Source organism: Streptomyces sp. NPDC047085 (genome assembly GCF_040643735.1).
Lineage (GTDB): Bacteria > Actinomycetota > Actinomycetes > Streptomycetales > Streptomycetaceae > Streptomyces.
In genome coordinates this window covers 74,909-96,740 of sequence record NZ_JBEYUW010000012.1, presented here as the reverse complement: position 1 = coordinate 96,740, position 21,832 = coordinate 74,909, and the positions used below count along the sequence as shown (strand labels likewise).

Annotated in this window: 17 protein-coding genes and 1 pseudogene; 7 read left to right on the top strand and 11 right to left on the bottom strand. The window is 73.2% G+C overall.

Annotated features, from left to right (window positions below; genetic code table 11):
- Positions 1 to 131: 131 nt before the first annotated feature.
- On the top strand, positions 132 to 629 hold the full coding sequence (locus ABZ865_RS32475) for a CBS domain-containing protein (RefSeq protein WP_361238340.1): 498 nt from the start codon (positions 132 to 134) through the stop codon (positions 627 to 629).
- Between the two features lie 96 nt (positions 630 to 725).
- Here ABZ865_RS32475 and ABZ865_RS32470 read toward each other — a convergent pair whose 3' ends face one another.
- Complete coding sequence (locus ABZ865_RS32470; RefSeq protein WP_361238337.1) at positions 726 to 1,811, bottom strand: hypothetical protein; 1,086 nt, start codon at positions 1,809 to 1,811, stop codon at positions 726 to 728.
- Positions 1,812 to 2,160: 349 nt separating this feature from the next.
- Positions 2,161 to 2,466, bottom strand: coding sequence for a hypothetical protein (locus tag ABZ865_RS32465; protein WP_361238335.1), 306 nt, complete (start codon positions 2,464 to 2,466; stop codon positions 2,161 to 2,163).
- Between the two features lie 160 nt (positions 2,467 to 2,626).
- On the opposite strand from ABZ865_RS32465, the gene ABZ865_RS32460 reads away from it, so the two are divergent.
- Positions 2,627 to 7,003 (top strand): cation-transporting P-type ATPase, encoded by a 4,377-nt coding sequence (locus tag ABZ865_RS32460; protein WP_361238332.1) that lies wholly within the window; start codon positions 2,627 to 2,629, stop codon positions 7,001 to 7,003.
- Between the two features lie 96 nt (positions 7,004 to 7,099).
- Here the strand turns inward: ABZ865_RS32460 and ABZ865_RS32455 are convergent, their stop codons facing one another.
- From ABZ865_RS32455 to ABZ865_RS32445, 3 genes and pseudogenes are all read right to left on the bottom strand, one after another.
- Entirely contained in the window at positions 7,100 to 7,552 is a 453-nt protein-coding gene (locus ABZ865_RS32455) for a YbhB/YbcL family Raf kinase inhibitor-like protein (protein ID WP_361238827.1), read from the bottom strand.
- Positions 7,553 to 7,714: 162 nt separating this feature from the next.
- Positions 7,715 to 8,077: pseudogene (locus tag ABZ865_RS32450) on the bottom strand (DUF2267 domain-containing protein); the annotation flags it as partial.
- A gap of 148 nt (positions 8,078 to 8,225) precedes the next feature.
- Positions 8,226 to 9,539 (bottom strand): NAD(P)/FAD-dependent oxidoreductase, encoded by a 1,314-nt coding sequence (locus ABZ865_RS32445; RefSeq protein WP_361238329.1) that lies wholly within the window; start codon positions 9,537 to 9,539, stop codon positions 8,226 to 8,228.
- Between the two features lie 136 nt (positions 9,540 to 9,675).
- Here ABZ865_RS32445 and ABZ865_RS32440 point away from each other — a divergent pair, with 136 nt between their 5' ends.
- Positions 9,676 to 11,712, top strand: a complete 2,037-nt coding sequence (locus tag ABZ865_RS32440) for an aconitate hydratase (RefSeq protein WP_361238326.1) — start codon at positions 9,676 to 9,678, stop codon at positions 11,710 to 11,712.
- Between the two features lie 20 nt (positions 11,713 to 11,732).
- Here ABZ865_RS32440 and ABZ865_RS32435 read toward each other — a convergent pair whose 3' ends face one another.
- Entirely contained in the window at positions 11,733 to 13,178 is a 1,446-nt protein-coding gene (locus tag ABZ865_RS32435) for an ATP-binding SpoIIE family protein phosphatase (RefSeq protein WP_361238323.1), read from the bottom strand.
- 179 nt (positions 13,179 to 13,357) lie between these two features.
- Positions 13,358 to 14,167: a VOC family protein gene (locus ABZ865_RS32430; protein WP_361238320.1), complete on the bottom strand. Its 810-nt coding sequence runs from the start codon at positions 14,165 to 14,167 to the stop codon at positions 13,358 to 13,360.
- Positions 14,168 to 14,382: 215 nt separating this feature from the next.
- Between ABZ865_RS32430 and ABZ865_RS32425 the strand changes: the two genes are divergently transcribed.
- Positions 14,383 to 14,550: a hypothetical protein gene (locus tag ABZ865_RS32425; RefSeq protein WP_361238317.1), complete on the top strand. Its 168-nt coding sequence runs from the start codon at positions 14,383 to 14,385 to the stop codon at positions 14,548 to 14,550.
- A gap of 35 nt (positions 14,551 to 14,585) precedes the next feature.
- Here the strand turns inward: ABZ865_RS32425 and ABZ865_RS32420 are convergent, their stop codons facing one another.
- The 3 genes from ABZ865_RS32420 to ABZ865_RS32410 all read right to left on the bottom strand — a co-directional run bounded on the left by ABZ865_RS32420 (position 14,586) and on the right by ABZ865_RS32410 (position 18,317).
- On the bottom strand, positions 14,586 to 15,917 hold the full coding sequence (locus ABZ865_RS32420; protein WP_361238314.1) for an erythromycin esterase family protein: 1,332 nt from the start codon (positions 15,915 to 15,917) through the stop codon (positions 14,586 to 14,588).
- 72 nt (positions 15,918 to 15,989) lie between these two features.
- Entirely contained in the window at positions 15,990 to 16,526 is a 537-nt protein-coding gene (locus ABZ865_RS32415) for an MBL fold metallo-hydrolase (RefSeq protein ID WP_361238311.1), read from the bottom strand.
- Positions 16,527 to 16,625: 99 nt separating this feature from the next.
- A complete protein-coding gene (locus ABZ865_RS32410; RefSeq protein ID WP_361238308.1) occupies positions 16,626 to 18,317 on the bottom strand; it encodes an acetolactate synthase large subunit in 1,692 nt (563 codons plus the stop codon).
- A 201-nt stretch (positions 18,318 to 18,518) separates the two neighbouring features.
- Between ABZ865_RS32410 and ABZ865_RS32405 the strand changes: the two genes are divergently transcribed.
- The 3 genes from ABZ865_RS32405 to ABZ865_RS32395 all read left to right on the top strand — a co-directional run bounded on the left by ABZ865_RS32405 (position 18,519) and on the right by ABZ865_RS32395 (position 21,065).
- Positions 18,519 to 19,256, top strand: a complete 738-nt coding sequence (locus ABZ865_RS32405; protein ID WP_361238305.1) for a flavodoxin family protein — start codon at positions 18,519 to 18,521, stop codon at positions 19,254 to 19,256.
- Between the two features lie 174 nt (positions 19,257 to 19,430).
- Complete coding sequence (locus ABZ865_RS32400; protein WP_361238302.1) at positions 19,431 to 19,871, top strand: pyridoxamine 5'-phosphate oxidase family protein; 441 nt, start codon at positions 19,431 to 19,433, stop codon at positions 19,869 to 19,871.
- A 510-nt stretch (positions 19,872 to 20,381) separates the two neighbouring features.
- Positions 20,382 to 21,065 (top strand): response regulator transcription factor, encoded by a 684-nt coding sequence (locus ABZ865_RS32395; RefSeq protein ID WP_361238299.1) that lies wholly within the window; start codon positions 20,382 to 20,384, stop codon positions 21,063 to 21,065.
- A gap of 89 nt (positions 21,066 to 21,154) precedes the next feature.
- Here ABZ865_RS32395 and ABZ865_RS32390 read toward each other — a convergent pair whose 3' ends face one another.
- Entirely contained in the window at positions 21,155 to 21,610 is a 456-nt protein-coding gene (locus ABZ865_RS32390; RefSeq protein WP_361238296.1) for a cyclic nucleotide-binding domain-containing protein, read from the bottom strand.
- Positions 21,611 to 21,832: the final 222 nt, after the last annotated feature.

The following is a 21,832-nucleotide window of genomic DNA, read 5'->3' as shown; positions in this document are numbered from 1 at the left end:
GGTCCACCAGGGCCCTCCGGCCTCGATCGTCTTGCGGAACGCCTCGCCCGAGGTGAGATGGACGTGGAGGAGTACCACCGCCCGCCCGGCCGTCCTCGGCCGGCGCCGGCGCTGATCGGGAGGAGGCAGCCGTGGACGAGAGGCTTTCCGTGGGCGACATGATGAACGGGGCGCCGTACTCGGTCGGCGAGGACGAGACGCCGCTGATGGCCTGGGAGGTGGCCGAGCGGTCCGGGCAGCGTCATGTGCCGGTGGTCCGCCGGGACGGCCGCTGCGCCGGTGTGCTGGACCGCGCGGAGCTCGCCGTCGTCTGCGCGGACCCCGCGGTGACACTGTCCGGCCGGAGGGTGCGCGACCTCGTGTGCGGGCGCCGCACGGTCACGGTCCATCCCGAGGAATCGGCGGTCCGCGCCGCGGCGGTGATGGCGGAGGGAAACGTGGACGCGCTGCCGGTCACCGACCCGCGCGGACGACTGACCGGGCTGCTCACGGCGCAGGACTACGTGGCCGCCGCCGCCGGCCTGCACCGGCCCAGCGCATCGGCGCGGGAGGCGCCGCATGTACGGGCCACGCTGCCCGGACTGCCACCTCGCCGGAGGGAGCGGGAGATCGGCATTCCCATTCCGTAGCCTGCCGTAGGCGACGCATTCCAAGTCGGCCCGATCGTCGGTGACTTGGGCGAGGGCCGACGGACCTGCCGGCTGTGGTCGCGCGCGCGGTGCCGGTCAGGCGTAGCGGAGCAGTGCGCCCACGCCCTCGTGCAGCCGCACCTGCTGCTCGGGAACCAGGACGAGTTCGGCCCGGGTGCCGACCAGGGCGCGCGTGAGCACCGCGTCGGCGCGTTCCTCGCGGACGTCCTGGACGCCGTAGGAGCGCAGTTCCTGTTCGGTGAGGGCGAGTTGGCTGGGTTCCGGGCCGGCCCACAGGCGCAGCGGCGACTCCGGGGGGCTGTTGAGGAAGAGGGCTTTGACCTGTCCGCGTTGCAGGGCCGAAACGGCTGCGGCAAGGCCCTCGGTGGACGCTCCGTCGCGTGCGCGCTGGGCGAGGAAGGCCGCCAGCAGGGACCGGTCGTGCTCGGCCATGCGTCCGCTGAAGAGGCTGTCGAGCCGGTGCTCCAGCAGTGCCCGGCCCGGCCGGGACTCGCCCGCGCCCTCGACGGTGACGACCCGTCCGCGCAGGGGGTTGGGCAGCCGGCGCACGAGAATGCCGCGGGCCCACACGTCTCCCGCGACGACCACCGCCTCGGCGGCGACGCGCCGCGCGTGGCCCTCCAGATCCCGGCCGATGACCTCGGCGGCGTTCAGCCAGTCGGCCACCGGGATCTCTTCGTCGAGCCGGTGTCCCGGCGTGACCTTGGTCAGGGGCCACACCCCGATCTCGGCCTCGATCCGCACGGTGCCCGGGGCGTCCGTGGAGTGCCGGCCGCTGTAGTGGACGTACGCGGCCAGGTACGGGATCTCGGGGCAGTGCTGGACGATCAGCGGCAGGGTGTGCGGCAGGGTGCCGAAGTGCGCGGTGTCCCGTGCGGGCGGGTCGGGCAGCTCGTCCAGCAGGGCGAGCCGGCCGTGCGCGGTGAACACCGCCTGCCCGTGGGAACCGGGGACGTCGGTGTCGCTGCCCACGGCGTTCGCCGCGGCGGTGAGGGAGTCCTGGTCGGCTCCCGCGGACGTCAGGGCGTCCCGCAGGTGCCGCCAGCGCAGTTCTATGGCGGCGTCGGGATCCTCGACGACCCTGTCGCGGGAGGTGTCCAGATAGACCGAGGCGAAGGGTCCTGGCTGCTTGTACAGGGGTTCGAGAAAGGACAGTCTCATGCCGCTCCCGCCATCACCGTTTGTTCACCTGGGCGCCATCGGAAGTACGTCTGAAAAGCACCTATGGCGCTGGAAAAGGCTTCATTGTCTGTTTTCAGACACCCGTAGTGAGTACAGAAAGTCGGACAACATGGTCGAGATACTGGCAGCCGTGGCAACGAAGATCGCCGTCGCGGTCGTCGAGGCGCTCGTTCTGCGCCTCGTGTGGCAGCTGTGGACCACATACGCACGATCTCTGCGTACGGCCTTCGTCACCGCCGCCGCGTGACACCACGGCGCCCGGCAGCGCTCACGCCGCCGCGCGCCGGCCTTCCCCGCGCCTGGACCACTGTGTCCCGGCACCTGAGGTCTACGTCTCCTTCTTCTCCTTCCGTGCGCTGCGTACCAGCCAGGTGGCTCCGCCGACGGCCAGGGCCACCGGCCATTCCAGTGCCCCTGCCACGGCCAGTGCTCCGAGGCCTCCGTAGAACACGAGATCCTTGGCGGCCGGCGTACCGGGCAGTCGTGCCGTCGCCGCCCGGGCCGTGCTCGCCATCTCCTCCCTGGTGAGGTACGGAATCGGCACCGGAGGATGCAGCGTGCGCATGTGCAGGTGCAGCCCCTGGCCGTTGCCCGCATGGATTTCCTGGTGCGTGCTCTCCGCTGTCTTGGACATCCCCTCCTCCTTCCGTCGGAGTCGGTGTGGTGTGCCTCTTCAATTCTCGCGCGCCTCCGGCGGCATGCGCGCATGGAAAGCGGTGCCATGGGAACGCGGGATGGCGGCCGCCCCGCGCGCGCGGAGCGGATGCCGGACCGTGGGGAGCTGGTGATGCGCTGTGGCACTGCCGGGACACGGACTGCTGCGGGCCGCGGTGTCCCGTGCGGCCGACGTGCTGCGGGACGAGTCCCGGGCACGCGTCCGGTTCTTCGGGCGGCGCGCGCACGTCGCCGTACGGGGACTGCGCCCCGGTGACCTGCCGGAGTCCGCGGCCAGGAAGCTGGCCGAGGACGTCGAGCGGCGCCTCGCCGCCCTGCCCTCGGTGGACTGGGCGGTGGTGAACACCGTGCTCGGTCACGCCGTCGTCGGCGCCGCGGACGCGTTCGAGGCCGACACGATCGCGGACGCCCTGATCGAGGCGGTCGAGGACGTCGAGGAGGCCCACGGCGTCGCGCATCCGCTGCCCGAGCATCCCGTGTCGGGCGGTACGACCCGCCGGTCCGCCTCGGCCGTGACCTTGCACCTGGCGGCCGCGCCCGTGGCGGCGCTGGCCGGACTGACGCGCCACACGCCCATCCCCTCGGGCATCGCGGCGCTCGCCCCGCTCGTCGACGCCCACCCCCGGCTGCGGCGTCGCGTCGAGCAGGCGGTCGGCGCCGACAACGCCGGAATGCTGCTGGCCTCGCTCACCGCGCTGGGCCAGGCGGGCTCCGGCGGTCTCGCCGGGGTATTCGTGGACACCCTGCGGCACACCCTGCGCGCGATGGAGGCCGACGCGGAGGCCGCAGCCTGGACCGCGGCCGAGCCCCGCCTCGCGGGCAGCGCCACGGCAGGCGCCCATCGCACGGCACCCGAACCGTCCCCCCGCGAGACGCCCCTGAAGCCGGGGCCCATCGAGCGCTACGCCGACCGGGCGCTCGCCGTGGCGGCGGCGTCGTTCGCCGGATCGCTGCTGGTCACCAGGCGGCCCGGCCGGGCCCTCGGGGCCGCGCTGGCGGCGATCCCGAAGGCGGCGCCCCTCGCACGCGAGGGCTTCGCCTGCGTTCTCGGCCGGGGGCTGGCCCGCCGGGGCGTCGTCGTCGCCGACCCCGGTGCGCTGCGGAGGCTGGACCGGATCGGCACCCTGCTGCTGGACACGGACGTCCTGGCCACCGGAGGCCATCGGCCGGCCGATCTGGTCGCGCTCGACGAGGACGCGCCCGCCGGGGAATTCGCCGCGACGACCCACCGCCTCTTCGATGGCTCCGCCCCGGAACGCGTGCAGCGGGACGGGGAGTGGGTGCTGGGGCCGGTCGAGCGTCTGACGCTGCGGGGACGCACCGGCAAGCGGGCCCGGGAGCGGTTGCGGGGGGAGGGCGAGGGGCTCGTGCTCGGCCTCGCGCACGGAGAGCGCCTGCTCGCCGTGATCTCCGTGCTCCCCGAGATGCACGATGCCGCGAGCGCCTTCGTCCCCGCCGCCCACGCCGCCGGGCTCAAGGTCGTGGCCGCGGGTGCGCACGCCACCGACGCCTCCGTGCGGGAGGCCGACGCCGTCACCGAGGGAGGCGACCGGCTGGTCGACTCCGTACGGGACCTGCAGCGCGACGGCGACGGCGTGTTGCTGCTCTCCCACGACCGGAGCGCGCTCCTGGCCGCCGACGTCGGCGTGGGCCTCGCCGACCCGGGGGGAACATCCCCCTGGGGCGCGGATCTCTACCTCGACGGCGATCCCGCGGCGGCCCTGCTCATCGTCGACGCCTGCCGCACCGCCAGGGAGACCTCGCGCCGGGGCGTACGGCTCGCCCAGGCCGCGGCCGCGGTCGGCGCGACGGCGGTGCTGGCGGCACGGGCGCGGCGCCCGGCCGCCCGGGGCGTGACGGCGTTCAACGCGGCGGCGGCGCTGGGCACCGCGGTCGGTGTCTGGGCGGCACTACGGCTGCTGCGGCACCCCTCGCCGCTGCCCACGGCACGCCACCCGTGGCACGCCATGGATCCGGACACCGTGCTCGCCAGGGCCGGGGGCCGCGAGGACGGCCTCACCGCCGAGGAGGCGCGGGCCCGGGCCACGGCCACCGGCGAACCGGCACCGGGGACCTCCCTCGGCCGGGCCTACCTGTCCGAGATGGCGAACCCGCTGACCCCCGTCCTCGGCGCGGGTGCGGCGATGTCGGCGTCGGTGGGCGCCGTCCTCGACGCCGTCGTCATCGTGGCGGTCACCGCCCTGTCCGGGTTCTTCGGCGGCTTCCAGCGGTACCGGACCGACCGCGCCGTCGCCCGGCTGCGGCGGGAGTCGGCCGTGATGGCCAACGTGCTGCGGGACGGGGAGGAGACCGTCGCCCCCGCCGGGGAACTGGCCGTGGGCGACGTGGTGAACCTGAACCCGGGAGACGTGGTGCCGGCCGACGGACGCCTGCTGGACGCCCACCACCTGGAGGTCGACGAATCCGCGCTGACCGGCGAGTCGCTGCCGGTGGCCAAGAGCGTGGCACCCGTCCTCGCCTCGGACCTCGGGGACCGCACCTCCATGGTCTACGAGGGCACCACCGTGGCCGCCGGACGCGGGCGCGCGGTCGTCGTCGCGACCGGCACGGCCACCGAGGCGGGCCGGGCCGCGGCGGGCGGCCGGGGCGCGGCGCCCGCGGCCGGGGTCGAACGCCGACTGGCCCGCATCACCCGCACCACGCTGCCGGTGGCCCTCGGTTCGGCCGCCGCGGTGGTGGCGGCGGGCATGCTGCGCGGGCGCCCCGCCCGGGACACGGTCGGCGCGGGAGTCGGGCTGGCCGTGGCCAGCGTGCCCGAAGGACTCCCGTTCCTGGTCTCCGCCGCCCAACTCGCCTCCGCCAGACGGCTTTCCGCCCGCGGAGCCCTGCTCAGACACCCCCGTACGATCGAGGCGGCCGGCCGTGCCGACGTCCTGTGCTTCGACAAGACCGGAACCCTCACCCAGGGGCGGATCTCCCTCGTCGCCGTCGCCGCCGACGGACGCAGCCAGCCCCTCGAACGGCTCGACGACGACCAGCGCACCGTCCTCGCCGCGGCGCTGCGGGCGACCCCACGCCCGCACAACGGCGGGGAACTGGAACACGCCACCGACGGCGCGGTCACCGAGGGCGCCGAGGAGGCGCGCGTCAGCCGGACCACGGCCGCGTCGGGCTGGCGGCGCAGCTCCAGCCTGCCGTTCGAGCCCAGCCGTGGCTTCCACGCGACGCGGGGCCGCTGCGGCCGGCAGCGGATCCTGTCCGTGAAGGGGGCGCCGGAGGAGGTCGTGACGCGCTGCGCCACCCGCGACGGCCGACGCCTGGACGGCAAGGGCAGGAAGGACATCCTCGCGGCGGGCGAGAAGCTGGCCGCCAAGGGCCACCGGATCCTCGCGGTGGCCGAACTGCGGGACGCGCCCGGCGGCACGCTCACCGACGAGACCGTGGACGGCCTCGACTTCCTCGGCTTCCTCGCGTTCGCCGACCGGGTGCGCGGCACCGCCCGCGACGCGGTGCGCCGGCTCGCGGACGCCGGGGTCCAGATCGTCATGATCACCGGGGACCACCCGGGCACCGCCGAGTCGATGGCCCGCGAACTGGGCGTCCTGAACGGCAGGCGGGTGGTGACGGGTGCCGAACTCGACGACCTGGACGACCGCGCCCTCGACCGGCTGCTGCCCGACGTCGGAGTCGTGGCCCGCGGCACCCCCGTGCACAAGGTCCGTGTGGTGCAGGCGTTCCAGCGCCTCGGGCGTACGGTCGCGATGACCGGGGACGGCGCCAACGACGCGCCCGCCATCCGGCTCGCCGACATCGGGATCGCGTTCGGTGAGCGGGCCACTCCCGCCGCGCGTGCGGCGGCCGACCTCGTCGTCACCGACGACCGGCTGGAGACCGTGCTCGCCGCGCTCGTGGAGGGCCGCGCGATGTGGGCCTCCGTACGGCAGGCCCTGGCGATCCTGGTCGGCGGCAATCTCGGCGAGATCGCCTTCACCCTCCTCGGCGCGGCCGCCACCGGGACCTCACCCCTGACGGCCCGTCAACTCCTGCTGGTCAACCTCTTCACGGACCTCGCCCCGGCCATGGCCGTCGCCCTGCGGCCCCCGCAGCCGGAGGCCGCCGAGCGGATGCTCCGCGAGGGCCCTGAAGTCTCCCTCGGCACGGCTCTGACCGAGGAGATGGTGTGCCGTGCGGTGGCCACCGCCCTGGGAGCCACGGCCGGTTGGCTCGCCGCGCGGTTCACCGGCCGCGCCACCCGCGCCCGCACCGTCGCCCTGGTCGCGCTCGTCGGCGCGCAGCTCGGCCAGACCCTCCTGGTCGGGGGCCGCAGCAGGGCGATCGCCGTCTCCTCGCTCGGCTCCCTGGCCGCACTGGCGGCCGTCGTCCAGACCCCGGTCCTGAGCCAGTTCTTCGGCTGCACACCCCTCGGCCCGATCGCGTGGGGCATCGCCCTGTCCGCGGCGGCCGGGGCAACGGTGATCTCGCCGTTCCTCCCCCCGCTGATCACCCGCGCCCGCGCATATGTCCGGCACGCCTGACCGGGGCCACGGGTGCGATGGCCGCCGGTCTGGGACGTGGCGCACCGGTGCGGCCGGCCACGAGGCCGGCCGCACCGCCCCACACAGCGGTTCGTGTCAGTGCTGGTACAGGCCCACCAGCGTGCTGTCGGCCAGTTCCCGCCTCTCCACGGCTTCGAGGACCTGATCGGTACTGGGGCGGTCGGGCAGGACACACGGCTGCCCGAGGGCGTACAGGTGAAAGACGTAGCGGTGCGGCTCGTCCCCGGGCGGTGGGGCCGGCCCGTCCCAGCCGCGCCGGCCGAAACCGTTGACGAGTTCAGTGCCGCCCGGCGGGGTGTGGCCCGCCTCGACGCCCTTGCTGTGCGGGTCGATGCCGACCACCGCCCAGTGGACGAAGCTGCCCGAGGGCGCGTCGGGGTCCTCGCACAGCAGCACCAGTTCCGTCGCCTCGTCCGGCACGCCGGACCAGGCCAGCGGCGGTGAGACGTTGCCGGCGTCCTCGGTGTACCGGGGCGGCACGCGGTGGTGGTCCTCGAAGGCGGGGCTTTCCAGGGTGAATGCGGTCATGGGGGACTCCTCCGTCGGGTGCGTCGGGTGCGTCGGGTGCCTCTGGTGCATCTCGTGCGTCGGCTGGTGGCGGCCGGCAGGCCCGTGCCGGTGGTCGGCGAGCCGGCGTGGCGTCGCGCCGCCGCCGCTGCTGCCGGCGAAGAGGCTGGTGGCCAGGTCGGCGTCCAGGGATTCACGGATCTTCTCGGTCACGCCGCCCTGTACGGCCAGTGCGACGACCTCCATCACCGCGCGAGCGTGGTGGACCGCCTTGGGGAAGTTCTTCCCCTCCCGCTGGGCGACGTGCTCGAAGAACTCGTGTCCGCTCATGTGCGTACCGGTCGCGGGAACGTCCGGCGCTCTCTCGATGCGCCGGAGGTGTTCCCCGATCTCGTGCGGCAGTTGGGCGGCGAGCTTCTCCGCCAGTGCGGCGGGGATGCGTTCGGCGAGCGTTTCCAGCGTCGCGCGGGTCGCCCGTTCCGCGGCGCCACGGCTGTCCAGCCGCGCCCGCGACTGCACGTGGCCGATGAATTCCTCGTGGCGCATGTCCCTTACCTCCCGCGGGGCCGGCAGGGGCTTCCTCCCCCTGCGCGTCACTCATCGGGTAGCCAGGTCCGGTCCCGCCAATCGCCGCGACGAGCAGAAGCGGGAGCCATGGCCCGGCGCGCGCTCCGGAAGCGGGCGGCTCTCCCCCTCAGCGACGGGTGACGGGGATTTCGGGGGAGGTGTTCTCCAAGGGCACGGCGTGACCCCGGACCAGGCCCAGTTGGACGGCCTGGCGGGGCAGCAGTACATCGAGCAGCCAGTCGGTGGCCACGCGGGCGCGATTGCCGGGCAGGGAGAGCAGGTGGTAGCCGCGTGTGGCGAGCATGGCGAGCGGGCCGGACAGCGGCAGCCCGAACGGGTCGGCGGCCGCCTGGGTGCCGCCGAGGTCCACGGCGAAGCCCCGGTCCCGGTAGCGGTACGGGTGGCGGTGGCCGTGCCCGCAGGAGGCGGCCACGTTGTCCGCCGCGGTCCTGCCCTGCCGGACGGCCTGCTGCGCCGTCATCGCGGTGAGCCTGCCCGGGCGGGCCGGATCGGGGACGGCGGCCGCGTCTCCGCAGGCGAACACCTCGGGATGCCCGGGCACGCCCAGGTACGCGTCGACCCGCAGTCGTCCCTGCTCGGTCGGCAGGCCGAGGTCGGTGACCAGCGGATCCGGGCGGACCCCGACACACCACACCAGGGTGCGGGTGGGGACGCATTCGCCGTCGGTCAGCACCACGCCGTCGCGCGTGGCCTCCCGTACCGAGGTGCTCAGGCGTACTTCCACGCCGCGCCGCCGCAGGACGCGGGCGGCGGTACGGGAGAGACGTACGTCGAGTTCGGGCAGGACCCGCTCGGCGACGTCGAGGAGGAGCCAGCGCGGGGGGCGGTCGCTGTGTGCCTGAGGGTGCCGGTGGCTGAGATCGCCGGTGTACAGCGCGCCGTGGGCGGCGACCTCGGTACCGGTGTAGCCCGCGCCGACCACGACGAAGGTCCGGCGCGCGGTGCGTTCCTCAGGGTCGTCGGCGATGTCGGCGAGGTCGAGCTGCCGGGTGATGTGGTCGCGCAGGTAGAGGGCCTCGGGCAGGCCGCGGAAGCCGTGGGCGTGCTCGGTGACCCCCGGGATGGGCAGCAGTTTGTTGACGCTGCCGACGGCGACGACGAGCCGGTCGTATCCGGCCTCCCGGTGGTTGTCCTCGGCGTCGGTCCAGCCGATCCGCCGGCCCGCGAGATCGACGGTGTCGGCCTGGCCGAGCAGCAGCCGGACCTCGGGCAGGGCCGAGGCGAGGGGCACCGAGACGCGGCGGGGTTCGAGCAGGCCGGTGGCCACCTCGGGCAGCAGCGGCACGTACAGGAAGTAGTCGTTGGGGTTGACCAGCGTGATGTCCGCCGCGCCCCGTGCGAGCCGGCTCAGTCTGCGGGCGGCGCTGAAGCCCGCGAAGCCCGCTCCGATGATCACGATGCGTGGACGCTGCCTGGGCATGGACATCACCAGAATTCCCAAGATCTTGCAGGTGCGCGAGCCCCCGCCGAGTACCCGATCGGGCGGTGCTCACGCCGTTCGCCGGCAGGGTCGGGTCGGCTTGCCGCGCCTCGGGGGAGCGAGCAGCCTGGGCGGTGTGACGCACTCCCAGTCCCAGTCCCAGTCCCACTCCCACGGCACGCTGGCACAGCGGCTCATCGCCGACCATCTCGTCGAGGGCCGGATGGAACCGGGTGAGGAGATCGGCCTGCGCATCGACCAGACCCTCACCCAGGACGCGACCGGCACCCTGGTGATGCAGGAGCTGGAGGCGCTCGGCCTGGACCGGGTCCGTACCGAGGTCAGCGTCCAGTACGTCGACCACAACCTGCTCCAGGCGGACGAGCGCAACGCCGAGGACCACGCCTTCCTCCGCTCCGCCTGCCGCCGCTTCGCTATCTGGTACTCGAAGCCCGGCAACGGCGTCTCCCACCCGACCCACATGCAGTACTTCGGGATCCCGGGCAGGACGCTCGCCGGATCCGACTCGCACACCTGCGCCGCCGGGTCGCTCGGCATGCTCGCGCTCGGCACCGGCGGCCTGGAGGTCGCGCTCGCCATGGCCGGACGCCCCCTGCACATCACCATGCCCGCGATCTGGGGCATCCGGCTGACCGGCAGGCTGCCGGAGTGGGTGAGCGCCAAGGACGTCGTGCTGGAGCTGCTGCGGCGCCACGGCGTCAAAGGGGCGGTCAACCGGATCCTGGAGTACCACGGGCCCGGACTCGACCACCTGACCGCGATGGACCGGCACGTCATCGCCAACATGGGCGCCGAGCTGGGCGCGACCACCTCCGTCTTCCCCGCCGACACCGCGGTGCGCGACTTCCTGCGCGCCGAGGACCGCGAGGACGCCTTCCGGGAGCTGGCCGCCGAGCCGGACGCCGTCTACGACCTGACCGACGAGATCGACCTCGCCACGCTCGAACCGCTCATCGCCCGCCCCACCTCGCCCGGCAACGTCGTCCCGGTGCGCGAGGTCGCGGGCGAGCCCATCGGGCAGGCCGTCATCGGCTCCTCCGCCAACCCGGGACTGCGCGACTTCGCCGTCGCCGCCGCCGTCGTCGCCGGCCGCCAGACCGACGCGGCCGTCAGCTTCGACGTCAACCCCACCTCCCGCGAGATCCTCGCCGACCTCACCAGGATGGGCTCCACGTTCGACCTGATCACCGCCGGGGCCCGTATCCACCAGGCCGGCTGCCTCGGCTGCATCGGCATGGGCCAGGCCCCCGCACCCGGCCGGAACAGCCTGCGCACCTTCCCGCGCAACTTCCCCGGCCGCTCCGGCACCGAGGACGACGCGGTGTGGCTGTGCTCCCCGGAGACGGCCGCCGTCTCCGCCCTCACCGGCGAGATCACCGACCCCCGAGCGTGGGCCGCCACGGAAGGCATGCCGTACCCGGACGTGCGGCTGCCCGAGCACGCCTCGGTCAACCGCGCCATGCTCGAGCCCCCGCCGCCGCCCGAGGAAGCCGCCCGGACCGAGCTGGAGCGCGGCCCCAACATCTCGGGTCTGCCCGAGTTCGATCCGCTGCCCGACGTGCTGGAAGGCCCGGTCCTGCTCGTCTGCGGCGACAACGTCTCCACCGACGAGATCTCACCGGCCGGGGCGAAGGCGCTGCCGTACCGCTCCAACATCCCGAAGCTCGCGGAGTTCACCTTCACCCGGATCGACCCCGACTACCCGCGGCACGCCGCAGAACTGGCACGCGACGGCAGGCCCGGCGCGCACTTCGTCATAGGCGGGGACAACTACGGCCAGGGCTCCTCCCGCGAGCACGCCGCCATCACCCCGCGCCACCTCGGGCTGCGCGCCGTCGTCGCCACGTCCTTCGCCCGTATCCACTGGCAGAACCTGACCAACTTCGGCGTCCTGCCGCTGGAGTTCACCGACCCCGGCGACCACGACCGCATCGACACGGGCGACCGGCTACGGCTGGTGAACCTCCACGCCGCCCTGGCCCCCGGAGCCGAACCGCTCCTGCGCCTGCACAACACCACCAAGGACGAGACGTACGAAGTCCGCCACCACCTCTCCGACGGCCGCCGCCGCACCGTGCTCGCCGGGGGCATCATCCCGGCCCTCGCACGCGAGGAGCGCCGGAACCCGCCGGCCGCCGGCCCGGCACCGTGAAGGTGCCGTTGCGCCGTCGCTCAGGCGGGGACCTTGTGACGTCCCGGCCGGAGCTGGTGATCAAGGGGCGGGGGCTGCTCGGCCCAGATGGTCTTGCCGGTGGCCGTGTGCCGGGTGCCCCAGCGTTCCGCGAGCTGACCCACCAGGAACAGGCCACGGCCGCCCTCCTCCAGGTCCCGGGCCCGGCGCAGGTGCGGGGTCGTGTTGCTGGCGTCGGAGACCTCGCAGATCAGGCCGGCGTCGTGGATGAGCCGCAGCTGGATCGGCGGGTGGGCGTGGCGGATGGCGTTGGTGACCAGTTCGCTGACGATCAGTTCGGTGGTGGCGGTGGCGTCCTGCAGTCCCCAGGCCGACAGCTGGCCCGCGGTGCGCCGGCGGGCATCGGCGACGACGGCCGGATCGGCGGGCAGGTCCCAGGAGGCCACATGGGAGGCGCCCATGATGTGGGTGCGCGCCACGAGCAGGGCCGCGTCGTCGTACGGCCGGTGGGGCAGGAGGGCCTCGACGATGTGGTCGCAGGTCGCCTCCAGCGAGGGGGCGGGCCGGGTCAGGGTGTCCAGCAGGGTCCGCTGTCCGGAGTCGATGTCGTGGCTGTCGGCCTCGACCAGTCCGTCCGTGTAGAGGACGAGCAGGCTGTCCTCGGGCACCCAGGTGTCGGCGGCCTCGAACGGCAGGCCGCCCACGCCGAGCGGCGGCCCGGGCGCCACGGCGAGGAAGCGCACGGTGCCGTCGGGGGTGACCAGGGCCGGCGCGAGGTGGCCGGCGCTGGCCATGGTGCAGTGGCCGGAGATCGGGTCGTAGACGGCGTACAGGCAGGTGGCGCCGACCTCACCGATCGACTCGATGCCCTCTTCGATCTCTTCGAGGATGAGATCGTCGAGCTGGGTCAGCAGCTCGTCCGGGGCGAGGTCGACGTCGGCGAGGGTGCGGACCGCTGTGCGCAGCCGGCCCATCGTGGCGGACGCGTGGATGCCGTGGCCCACGACGTCGCCGACGACCAGGGCGACCCGGGCTCCGGAGAGCGGGATGACGTCGAACCAGTCGCCGCCCACGCCGGCCCGGGGATCGGCCGGCAGATAGCGGGTGCCCGTCTCCACGGCCAGCTGGGCCGGCCGGTGATGCGGCAGCAGGCTGCGCTGCAGGACCAGGTCGGCGCCGTCGCCGTCCTGTGGCAGGTCGGCCTGCAGGAACCACTGGACCTGCCGGTCGCCGCCCGTCAGGGGGCAGGCTCGCAGGTCGGCGTCCACCCGATGGCCGGCCCGATCGCGCAGCGCGATCCGCCCCGTCCACGCCTGCCGCCGGACGGCGCGCCGCCTGGCCGCCTCGGGCAGGCCGCTGGCCAGCAGATTCCTCGCGGGACGCCCTACGATCTCGCCCGGCGCGTATCCGAGCAGCAGCCGGGCACCGCGGCTCCACGCGGTCACGACGCCCCGTGCGTCGACGGCCGCGACAGCTGCCTCCGCCATCCGCGGAGTGCCATACGCATGCATCGGCCTCAGTCTCCGCATGTATCGGCGGGCCGGCGCACGCGCCGGACACCGCCATTACGACAACGCCTACCGGCGCCTCAGCATTCCCCTGCCCCGCCCACCGCGTCGTCACGCATCATCGGGCGGTCCGGCGTCTCCGTCCGGGGGAATCCACGTCAGCGCAGCCGGCGCGAGGTCACCGTGAACCGGGCGCCGTCGGGGTCGCGCAGGTCGGCCTCGTGGTCGCTGCGCTCCAGGACGCTGCCGCCGTGCTGCTCAGCGGCCCGGACACACGCAGCCACGTCGGCCACGACGAAGTGGACCCGCCAGTGCGGCCGGGCCGCAGGGTCGGGGGGACTCTCCGGAGCGGTCGACTCGATGCGTGCCACGACATCGCCCCTGCTGCGCAGCAGCACATCGCCTCCCACGTACTCCACCTCGCAGCAGCCGGGCAGGCCCGAGGCCCAGTCGAGGACCTCGCCGTAGAAGATGGCGGCGTCGAAGGCGTCACGGGTGTGCAGGGTGATGAACGTGGATGCGGCCTGCCGCCACGCCTCCCACTCGGTGACGAGTTTGCCCTGCCAGATGCCGAAGGTGGCCCCGGCGCGGTCCGCGAGCAGCGCCGCCCGGCCGGGAGGCAGGGACAGCGGCCCCACGGCCACGGTCCCGCCGCGCTCCCGGACGCGGGACGCCGCGTCGTCCGCGTCCGCCACCGCGAAGTACGGCGTCCAGGCCACGGCCGTCTGCCACATGCCGGCCACCCCCGCGATCCCCGCGACGGGAGTCCCGTCCGCCAGCGCCGTGCGGAAACGGTCGCCCATCTCGGTCTCGCGCCACTGCCAGCCCAGTACGGCCCCGTAGAAGTCCTGCGTGGCGTCGGGGTCGCGGCCGTTCAGACTCACCCAGCACGGGGCACCGAACACGGAGGGCGTGAAGACGAGGTCCGTGTCCGTCGCGGGGGAGGAAGGTGTCGTGCTGTCGTTCATGGCCATCGCGCCCTGGTCTCGTACGTCGGCAGCAGCTTCGCTGCCTCCATTGTCCAACTTTCCGGGTCCAGCACCTCGCGCGCCGTGCGGGTGACCGTCCACGGTTGAGCCGTCGGTTCAGGGGGACTCGCACGATGTGAAAAGAGCCTTCTGCTCGTCTGCGGGGCGTCATGCGTGTCGAACTGATCCAACAGGCAGCCAGCGTGCTTTTCGAGGTGCCGGATGAATCGCACGAGGAGATCATCCTGCTCATCGACGCGGTCACCACGGACACGGAGACCCAGTACCCGGACGTGTCCGCGGCGTTCGGCGAGTGGTGCTGGCTCGTCTACACGGTCCACGGCGAAGTGATCGAAGTACTCGACGTCGGCTGCGCATGCTGAGGCCGTACCGTTGCGACGCCGGGACGGGACGGGCGTCACACGCCCACCGGCCACGTCTGCTCCTCCCGTGTCTCCGTGGCCACGGGATGCAGCGGCGTGAGCGCGTGGGTGCGGTCGAGGTAGCAGAAGGCGTCGTAACGCTGGGCCAGGACGGTGGGGACGTAGTCGCCGACGCGTTCGAACTGCGGCTGGTAGACCACGCCGATCGCGCGGTGACCGTGCTCCTCGTGGAACCATGCGCCGTGGCCGGCGGTGGGCGGCCGCTGGAGCTGCACATGGGGGAACACGAACAGGGCCCGTCCGCCGGGCAGTGCCCGGTGCATCAGATCCTCCAGGCTGGCCGTGTGCGCGGGCGGCATCCCCATGATCCTGGGTACGTCGCCCCACGCGTCCGCGGCGATCACGGTGCCGGAGTGCGAGCCGAACCCGACCAGCACCACGCCCCGGCCCATGTGCCGTTCGCGCACCAGCTGGCCGATGTTGACCATGCCGGTGTCGGCCATGTCGGTGGCGCGCGCATCACCGATGTGGGTGTTGTGCGCCCACACCACCGCCTTGGCGTCGGGGCCGTGGTGCTCCATCAGCCGGTCCAGGGTGTCGGCCATGTGGTGGTCGCGGATGTTCCAGGAGTCCGGGCCGCTGTCGAGCATGGCCCGGTAGTAGCGCTCGGCTCCGGCTAGGATCTCGGCGTTCTGCCGGGCGGCGAACTCCGCGAACGAGCCGTCCGGGGCGGCCGACCGCGCGGCCCGCCGCCGCAGCTCCGTGAGCAGGGAGACGACCTGCGGCTCACAGCCCTCGGGCAGGTAGCGGGTGGCCATCGCGTACGACTGCGGATCCTTCGCGTACGGCTCGAAGCAGCGGTACGCGTCCAGCGCGTGTTCCAACCGGCTGGGGTCGTGCTCGCGCAGATGGTCGAGCACCGCGTGCAGCGACTCCCACAGGCTGTAGACGTCCAGCCCGAAGAAGCCGACCCGCCGCTCGGGCGGCAGGCCCTCGTTGTGCCGGCGCAGCCACCGCGCGAAGGCGGCCACGTCGGTGTTGCCCCACATCCACGTCGGCCAGCGGCTGAAGCCCGCCAGCACCTCGCCGGGATCCTCGGGCGCGCCCGGCGCGGCGACCACCGCACGGTGCACGTCCAAGCAGTCCGGCCAGTCGCCCTCCACCGCGAGGAAAGAGAACCCCTTCTCCTCGATCAGCCGGCGCGTCAGCACGTCACGCACCTGGTAGTAGTCGGCGGTGCCGTGGGACGCCTCGCCCAGCAGCACGTAGTGCGCGTCGCCGATGCGCTCCATCAGCGGGTCGAGCGACGCCTGGTCGGTCAGAGGAAGGGCCTGGTTCCGGATGCGGGCCTGGTCGGTGTCGGGCACGGCGTCCTCCCGTTTCCGCGGCTGTCGCACCGGGTTCCCGTGGTACGGCGCACGAAACGGCGGACCGGCAGCTCACGGCGTGAAGCGCAGGGAGTACGTACGGCCTTCCACACCCCACTCGCCGCCGGGCGGCTTCAGCCCGGCATCGATCGCGCGCAGGCTGGGGCGCCCGATATGGGCGTAGACCACGCGCCGCACGCCCTGCCGGGCCGCCTGCTCACCTGTGGCGCGGACGGTCGCGTGGCCACCCACGCCGCCCCGGAAGCGTATGGGCCGGTCCCAGGCCGCCGCCTCGGCGAACATCAGGTCCGCACCGGCGGCCCAGGCCGGGAACTCCCAGAACTCCGGTGCCCAGACCACGACGACGTCCCCTGCTTCGATGCGATACCCGTACGCGGGGTGCGAGGTGTGGACCACCGGACGGCAGCGCACCAGTACATCGCCGACCCGCAGGTCGCCCGCGCGTAGGGGCACGTCCCACGTGGCCGCCCGTCGGCGCAGTTCCGACCGCAGCTCGGAACGCTCGTCGGTGACCAGCCACGCGTCCAGCCGCCCGGGCGGGGGTTCGGCCCGGGCCCGCCGTCGAAGGCCACCCGGTGCCCCGCGCACCGCAGCAGCAGGCCCGCCGGGGCGAACCGGGGCGAGTTCATCGCTCCCACGCCGAGGAGTGTCAGCCGCAGCCGGCGGTTCATCAGCGGGGCCGTCAGGTCAGAAGGGGCCCTGGAGAGTGCCGAGTCGGTCCGTCAGACGCAGGTTCTCGGAGTAGTCGACGGGACACGCGATCACCGAGACCGCGTCGTCGTCGAGGGCTTGGCGCAGTGCGGGGAGCAACTGGTCGGCGGCCTCGACGGCGTAGCCGCGCGCGCCGAAGCTCTCGGCGTAGGCGACCAGATCCGGGTTGGTGAACCGGGTGTGGCTGTGGCGGCCGAGTTCCAGCTCCATCTTCCAGGTGATCAGGCCGTATTCCTCGTCCACCAGCACGAGCACGGCCAGCGGCACGCGTTCGCGCACCGCGGTCTCCAGTTCCTGGGAGTTCATCAGGAACGAGCCGTCGCCCATCATCGCCAGCACCCGTCGGTCCGGTCGGGCCAGCTTGGCGGCGATGGCGCCCGGCAGCGCGAAGCCCATGGTGGACAGGCCGTTGGACACCAGGCAGGTGTTCGGCTCGTAGGTCGGGTAGAGCCGGGACATCCACATCTTTCCGGCACCGGTGTCCGCGAGCACGATGTCATGGCGGTCCAGCGCGGTGCGCACATCGGTCACGACACGCTGCGGCACCAGGGGGAACGCGTCGCTGTCGCGGCCGTACCGGAGCTCGTCGTCCAGCAGCGCACGGATCTTCTCGCTGCTTCCCGAGCCGTAGACGAGTCCGTCGGGCAGTGCCGCCGCGAGAGCGTCGAGGGACTGCGAGGGGTCACCCTCGATGCCGACGGAGACCGGGTAGTGGGCGTCCACCTCGGCGGGGAAACGGTGGACATGCACGATCCGCTTGTCGCCGTTCGGGTTGATCTTCGCCGGGTCGAACTCCTGGATCTCGTAGCCCACACAGATCAGCACATCGGCCGTGTCGAAGCCGAAGTTGCCGTAGTCGTGACGCATGAAGCCGACCGCGCCGAGGGCGTTCGGGTGGTCGTCGGGAAAGACGCCTTTGCCGTGGAACGTGGTCGCGACCGGGAGGTTCAGCCGTTCGGCGAACCGCACCAGGGCGTCCGAGGCGCCGGCCCTGGCGGCACCGTGGCCCGCCAGCACGACCGGGTGCCGTGCGGCGCCGAGCACCTCGGCGGCCCGCGCGACCTGTGCGGGTGACGGCGCCTCGGCGCGCACCACGTCGATCTGCAGGGGCGCCAGAGGCTCGGCGGGACGCTGCGCCTCGATGTCCTCCGGCACCGCCAGGAACACGGCGCCGGGGCGCTCGCTCTGCGCGGTCTTGAACGCCTTGCGCGTCATCTCCGGCACCGCGTCCGGGCACTCGATCCGGGCCGACCACTGGGTGACGGGAGCGAACATCGACACCAGGTCGACGACCTGGTGCGACTCCTTGTGGACCCGGCGCAGGGAGCCCTGGGCGGCCAGGGCCACCATCGGAGCGCTGTTGGTCATGGCGTCCGCGGTTCCGAGCAGCAGATTGATCGCGCCGGGCCCCAGCGTGGCCGAACACACGCCGGCCCGGCCGGTCAGCCGCCCGTAGATCTCGGCCATGAACGAGGCGGCCTGCTCGTGGCGCACCAGTACGTACCGGATCCCGGAGCCGTTCAGCGCGTCGACGAAGCGGATGTTCTCCTCACCGGGGATACCGAAGACGTACTCCACGCCCTCGGCCCGCAGACAGCGCACCAAGAGATGCGCGACGTCCTCCACCGCTGCCTCGCTCCGCGACCCGGTCGCGCCTTCGGTACCCATGAGACGAACGTAGGCACGCCCGCCGGCCCCGGCCACTCGTCGGCCGCCGGCCGAGGCGGCCGTGCGGGCGCCGAAGTCCCGTGCTCGCCCGGCCGTTCGGGCGCGCTGTGGTGGCGACGGCCGCATACGTCCCGCACGCTGGAGCCGGATGTGACCGCGCAGCCACGCACCGTGCCGCGCAGATGGCTCAAGGAGGACCGTGTGACCGCTTCGTCGCCCGCCACCGACGCACCGCCGGCCCGGTACGACGACCTCCGGGCCCTGGTGATCAACTGCACCCTCAAGCGCTCGCCGGCGACGAGCAACACCCAGGGGCTGATCGACCGGAGCACCGCCATCCTGGACGCGCAGGGCGTGCACGTCGATGTCGTACGGGCCGTGGACCACGACATCGCCACCGGTGTGTGGCCCGACATGAGGGAGCACGGCTGGGAGACGGACGCCTGGCCGGACCTGTACCGGCAGGTCATGGCGGCCGACATCCTCGTACTGGCCGGGCCCATCTGGCTGGGCGACAACAGCTCCGTGATGAAGCAGGTGATCGAACGCCTCTACGCCTGCTCCAGCCTGCTCAACGAGGCCGGGCAGTACGCCTACTACGGCCGTGTCGGCGGCTGCCTGATCACCGGCAACGAGGACGGCGTCAAGCACTGCGCCATGAACGTCCTCTACAGCCTGCAGCACCTGGGCTACACCATCCCGCCCCAGGCGGACGCCGGCTGGATCGGCGAGGCGGGCCCCGGCCCCTCCTACCTCGATGCCGGCTCCGGCGGGCCGGAGAACGACTTCACCAACCGCAACACCACCTTCATGACCTGGAACCTGCTGCACCTGGCCCGGGCGCTGAAGGACCTCGGCGGCATCCCCGCCTACGGCAACCAGCGCACCGCCTGGGACGCCGGCTGCCGCCGCGACTACGAGAACCCCGAGCACCGGTAGCTCTTTGCCCGGCACAGCAGACCCAGTGAAGGGCCGTTCGGCCCCCTTCGGGCGGCACGCTTCCTCGGGCCGCTCTCCGGTCAGGGTGGGACCGATGGTCCCTCACCCGTGGCCCCCGCGGGGCTCACCATGGGGCGTAACCCCCCTCCACCTGGGCGAAAGACGGGCTGGCTCATGTACCCGAACGATGGTTTCCGTGAACTCGGTCGTCACGAGTGCCTGCGCCTGCTGGCGACGGCACCGATCGGCCGCATCGTCCACACGCGCCGGGCCCTGCCCGCGGTCGTGCCGGTCAACTTCGCCCTGGACGACGACGGCGCGGTGCTGCTGCGGACCTCGGCGGCCTCGGAACTGGCCCGCGCGGTCGACGGCGCGGTCGTCGCCTTCGAGGCGGACACGGTCGACGTGGCCACGCAGTCCGGCTGGAGCGTCGTCGTCACCGGCCGGGCCGCGGTCCTGACGGACCGGCCCGAGGTGGAACGCCTGGAGCGGATCGGCCCGCGCTCCTGGGCTCCCTCGCCCGAGGAGGTCTTCGTGCGCATCGAGCCGGAACTGGTCACCGGGCGTGAGCTCGTCGGCGGCCGCACGATGTACGGCTTGCACCTCTCCGCCTGACGTCCGGCACTCAGGCGTCGTCGGATCCGTCGGATGCCTCGGAGCCATCGGACCCCTCGGCGGTGTCGGAGGCGATGAGCCGGACGCCGGTGATCAGATCGGGGCGGATCCGCACCGCGCCGTGGCCGTCGGCCTGCCCGGCGTGCGCATCCTGCCGAAGGACACGCCGGCCAGCAGCCGCAGTGCTTCGTCGCCGTCGAGCTCGATGCTCCGTCGCGGCCCGGGAGAGCGGGTCTTGGAACGGCACCGGAGCCGCTCGCACCAGGGCCGTTCGGCCCTTGTCCGCCCCGGGACCTGGGACAGGACCGATCTGGGATCACCGGCGCGGTTCCCGGCGCGCGGGAGACTGAGAGGGAAAAGAGGGCCGACCGGCCCTGGCCGATCGGCCCGGACGCGGCCAGGATCTGCGTGGGGAAGCCGACGGCCTCTCCGTAGGGAAGCCGATGACAAGGGATGCCGATCGCGTCCCCGAGCGGACATCGGCACGGAACGCGGAACGAGGAGCATTCAATGGCGGACGGCGAGCAGGGCACCCCGATCCGGGTCTTCCTGCTGGACGACCATGAGGTGGTACGGCGTGGAGTGCGCGACCTGCTGAACGACGAGCCGGACATCGAGGTGATCGGCGAGGCCGGCACGGTGGAGCAGGCCCTGGTGCGCGTCCCCGCACTGCGCCCCCAGGTGGCGGTGCTCGACGTCCGGCTGCCCGACGGTGACGGCGTCACGGTCTGCCGGGAGCTGCGCTCCCGCATGCCCGAGCTGGCCTGCCTGATGCTGACCTCCTTCGACGACGAGGAGGCCCTGCTGGACTCGATCATGGCCGGTGCCTCCGGATACGTGCTCAAGCAGATCCAGGGCTCGGACCTGGTGTCGGCCGTACGCACCGTGGCCGCCGGCCAGTCCCTGCTCGACGCGAGCGCCACCACCAAGCTGATGGCCCGGCTGCGCGGCGGCCGGCAGCAGGAGGAGGAGCCGGACGCCCTGCCGGGCCTGACCGACCGGGAGCGGGAGATCCTGGCTCTCATCGGCGAAGGGCTGACCAACCGCCAGATCGGACAGCGCCTCTACCTGGCCGAGAAGACCGTGAAGAACCACATCTCCCGCCTGCTGGCCAAGCTCGGCGTGGAGCGCCGCATCCAGGCGGCCGTCATCGCCACCCAGGTGCAGGACCGGCAGCGCCAGCAAGGGCACTGACCGCCAGTCCTGCCAGTCCCGCTAATCCAGCCTGTCCTTCCAGTCCAGCCTGTCCGGCCCGTCCTGCATCAGCGGCACGATCCGCCCGCTCAGACGGCGCTTCCCGCGCCGTACGGGGCGTAGAGGTCGAGCAGCCGCGTCCTGGTGGAGCGCAGGCGGTGGGCGAGCACGTCGCCGACCCACTGGGTGAGGGCCTGGCCGAGGGCCGGGTCGTCCCGGCAGAGCGAGCGGACGGCCGTGGCGTCGAACTCGTAGGCCCGCACCGGTGTGGCCGCCGTGGCGCCCAGGTGCCACACATGTGGCGCGAACAGCCAGGACAGGCCGACGAGTTCGTTGTGGCCGAGGGTCTCGATCGTGGCGTGGCGCCGACCGGGCACGTGGGTGTCGAGGTCGATCGAGCCGGTGCGGATGATCCAGAACCGGTCCGCGCGGGCACCCTCGTTGAAGAGGCGCGTTCCCTGCGGGATCGCCACCTCGCGGGCGAGACGCATGAGCCGCAGCCGGTGCTCGGCGGGCAGCGCGCGCAGCATGCTCGGGGTGTTCATGGCCTGCCTCCCGGTCGGGGTGTGCGAACTGGCATCTCCAGCGTGTGGCGGCGGCCTGGACGAGGCGAGGGGCCATCCGGCCCGGAACGGGGCCACCCGGCCCTGATGCGGGCTCGCACGGGGGCCGGACCTCGCCGCGGTCCTGGGCCGTCGACCCGTGCATGGGGCCCAAGGTCCCGGTCCAGGGACCAGCGGCCCCTGCCCTCCTTCGCCCCCTGAACA

What these genes read in the sequence shown, in the direction of transcription:
- ABZ865_RS32470 (WP_361238337.1), bottom strand. Translation starts at nt 1,811, where the DNA reads ATGAGACTGTCCTTTCTCGAACCCCTGTACAAGCAGCCAGGACCCTTC.
- ABZ865_RS32465 (WP_361238335.1), bottom strand. Translation starts at nt 2,466, where the DNA reads ATGTCCAAGACAGCGGAGAGCACGCACCAGGAAATCCATGCGGGCAAC.
- ABZ865_RS32455 (WP_361238827.1), bottom strand. Translation starts at nt 7,552, where the DNA reads ATGACCGCATTCACCCTGGAAAGCCCCGCCTTCGAGGACCACCACCGC.
- ABZ865_RS32445 (WP_361238329.1), bottom strand. Translation starts at nt 9,539, where the DNA reads ATGCCCAGGCAGCGTCCACGCATCGTGATCATCGGAGCGGGCTTCGCG.
- ABZ865_RS32435 (WP_361238323.1), bottom strand. Translation starts at nt 13,178, where the DNA reads ATGGCGGAGGCAGCTGTCGCGGCCGTCGACGCACGGGGCGTCGTGACC.
- ABZ865_RS32430 (WP_361238320.1), bottom strand. Translation starts at nt 14,167, where the DNA reads ATGAACGACAGCACGACACCTTCCTCCCCCGCGACGGACACGGACCTC.
- ABZ865_RS32410 (WP_361238308.1), bottom strand. Translation starts at nt 18,317, where the DNA reads ATGGGTACCGAAGGCGCGACCGGGTCGCGGAGCGAGGCAGCGGTGGAG.
- ABZ865_RS32400 (WP_361238302.1), top strand. Translation starts at nt 19,431, where the DNA reads ATGTACCCGAACGATGGTTTCCGTGAACTCGGTCGTCACGAGTGCCTG.
- ABZ865_RS32395 (WP_361238299.1), top strand. Translation starts at nt 20,382, where the DNA reads ATGGCGGACGGCGAGCAGGGCACCCCGATCCGGGTCTTCCTGCTGGAC.
- ABZ865_RS32390 (WP_361238296.1), bottom strand. Translation starts at nt 21,610, where the DNA reads ATGAACACCCCGAGCATGCTGCGCGCGCTGCCCGCCGAGCACCGGCTG.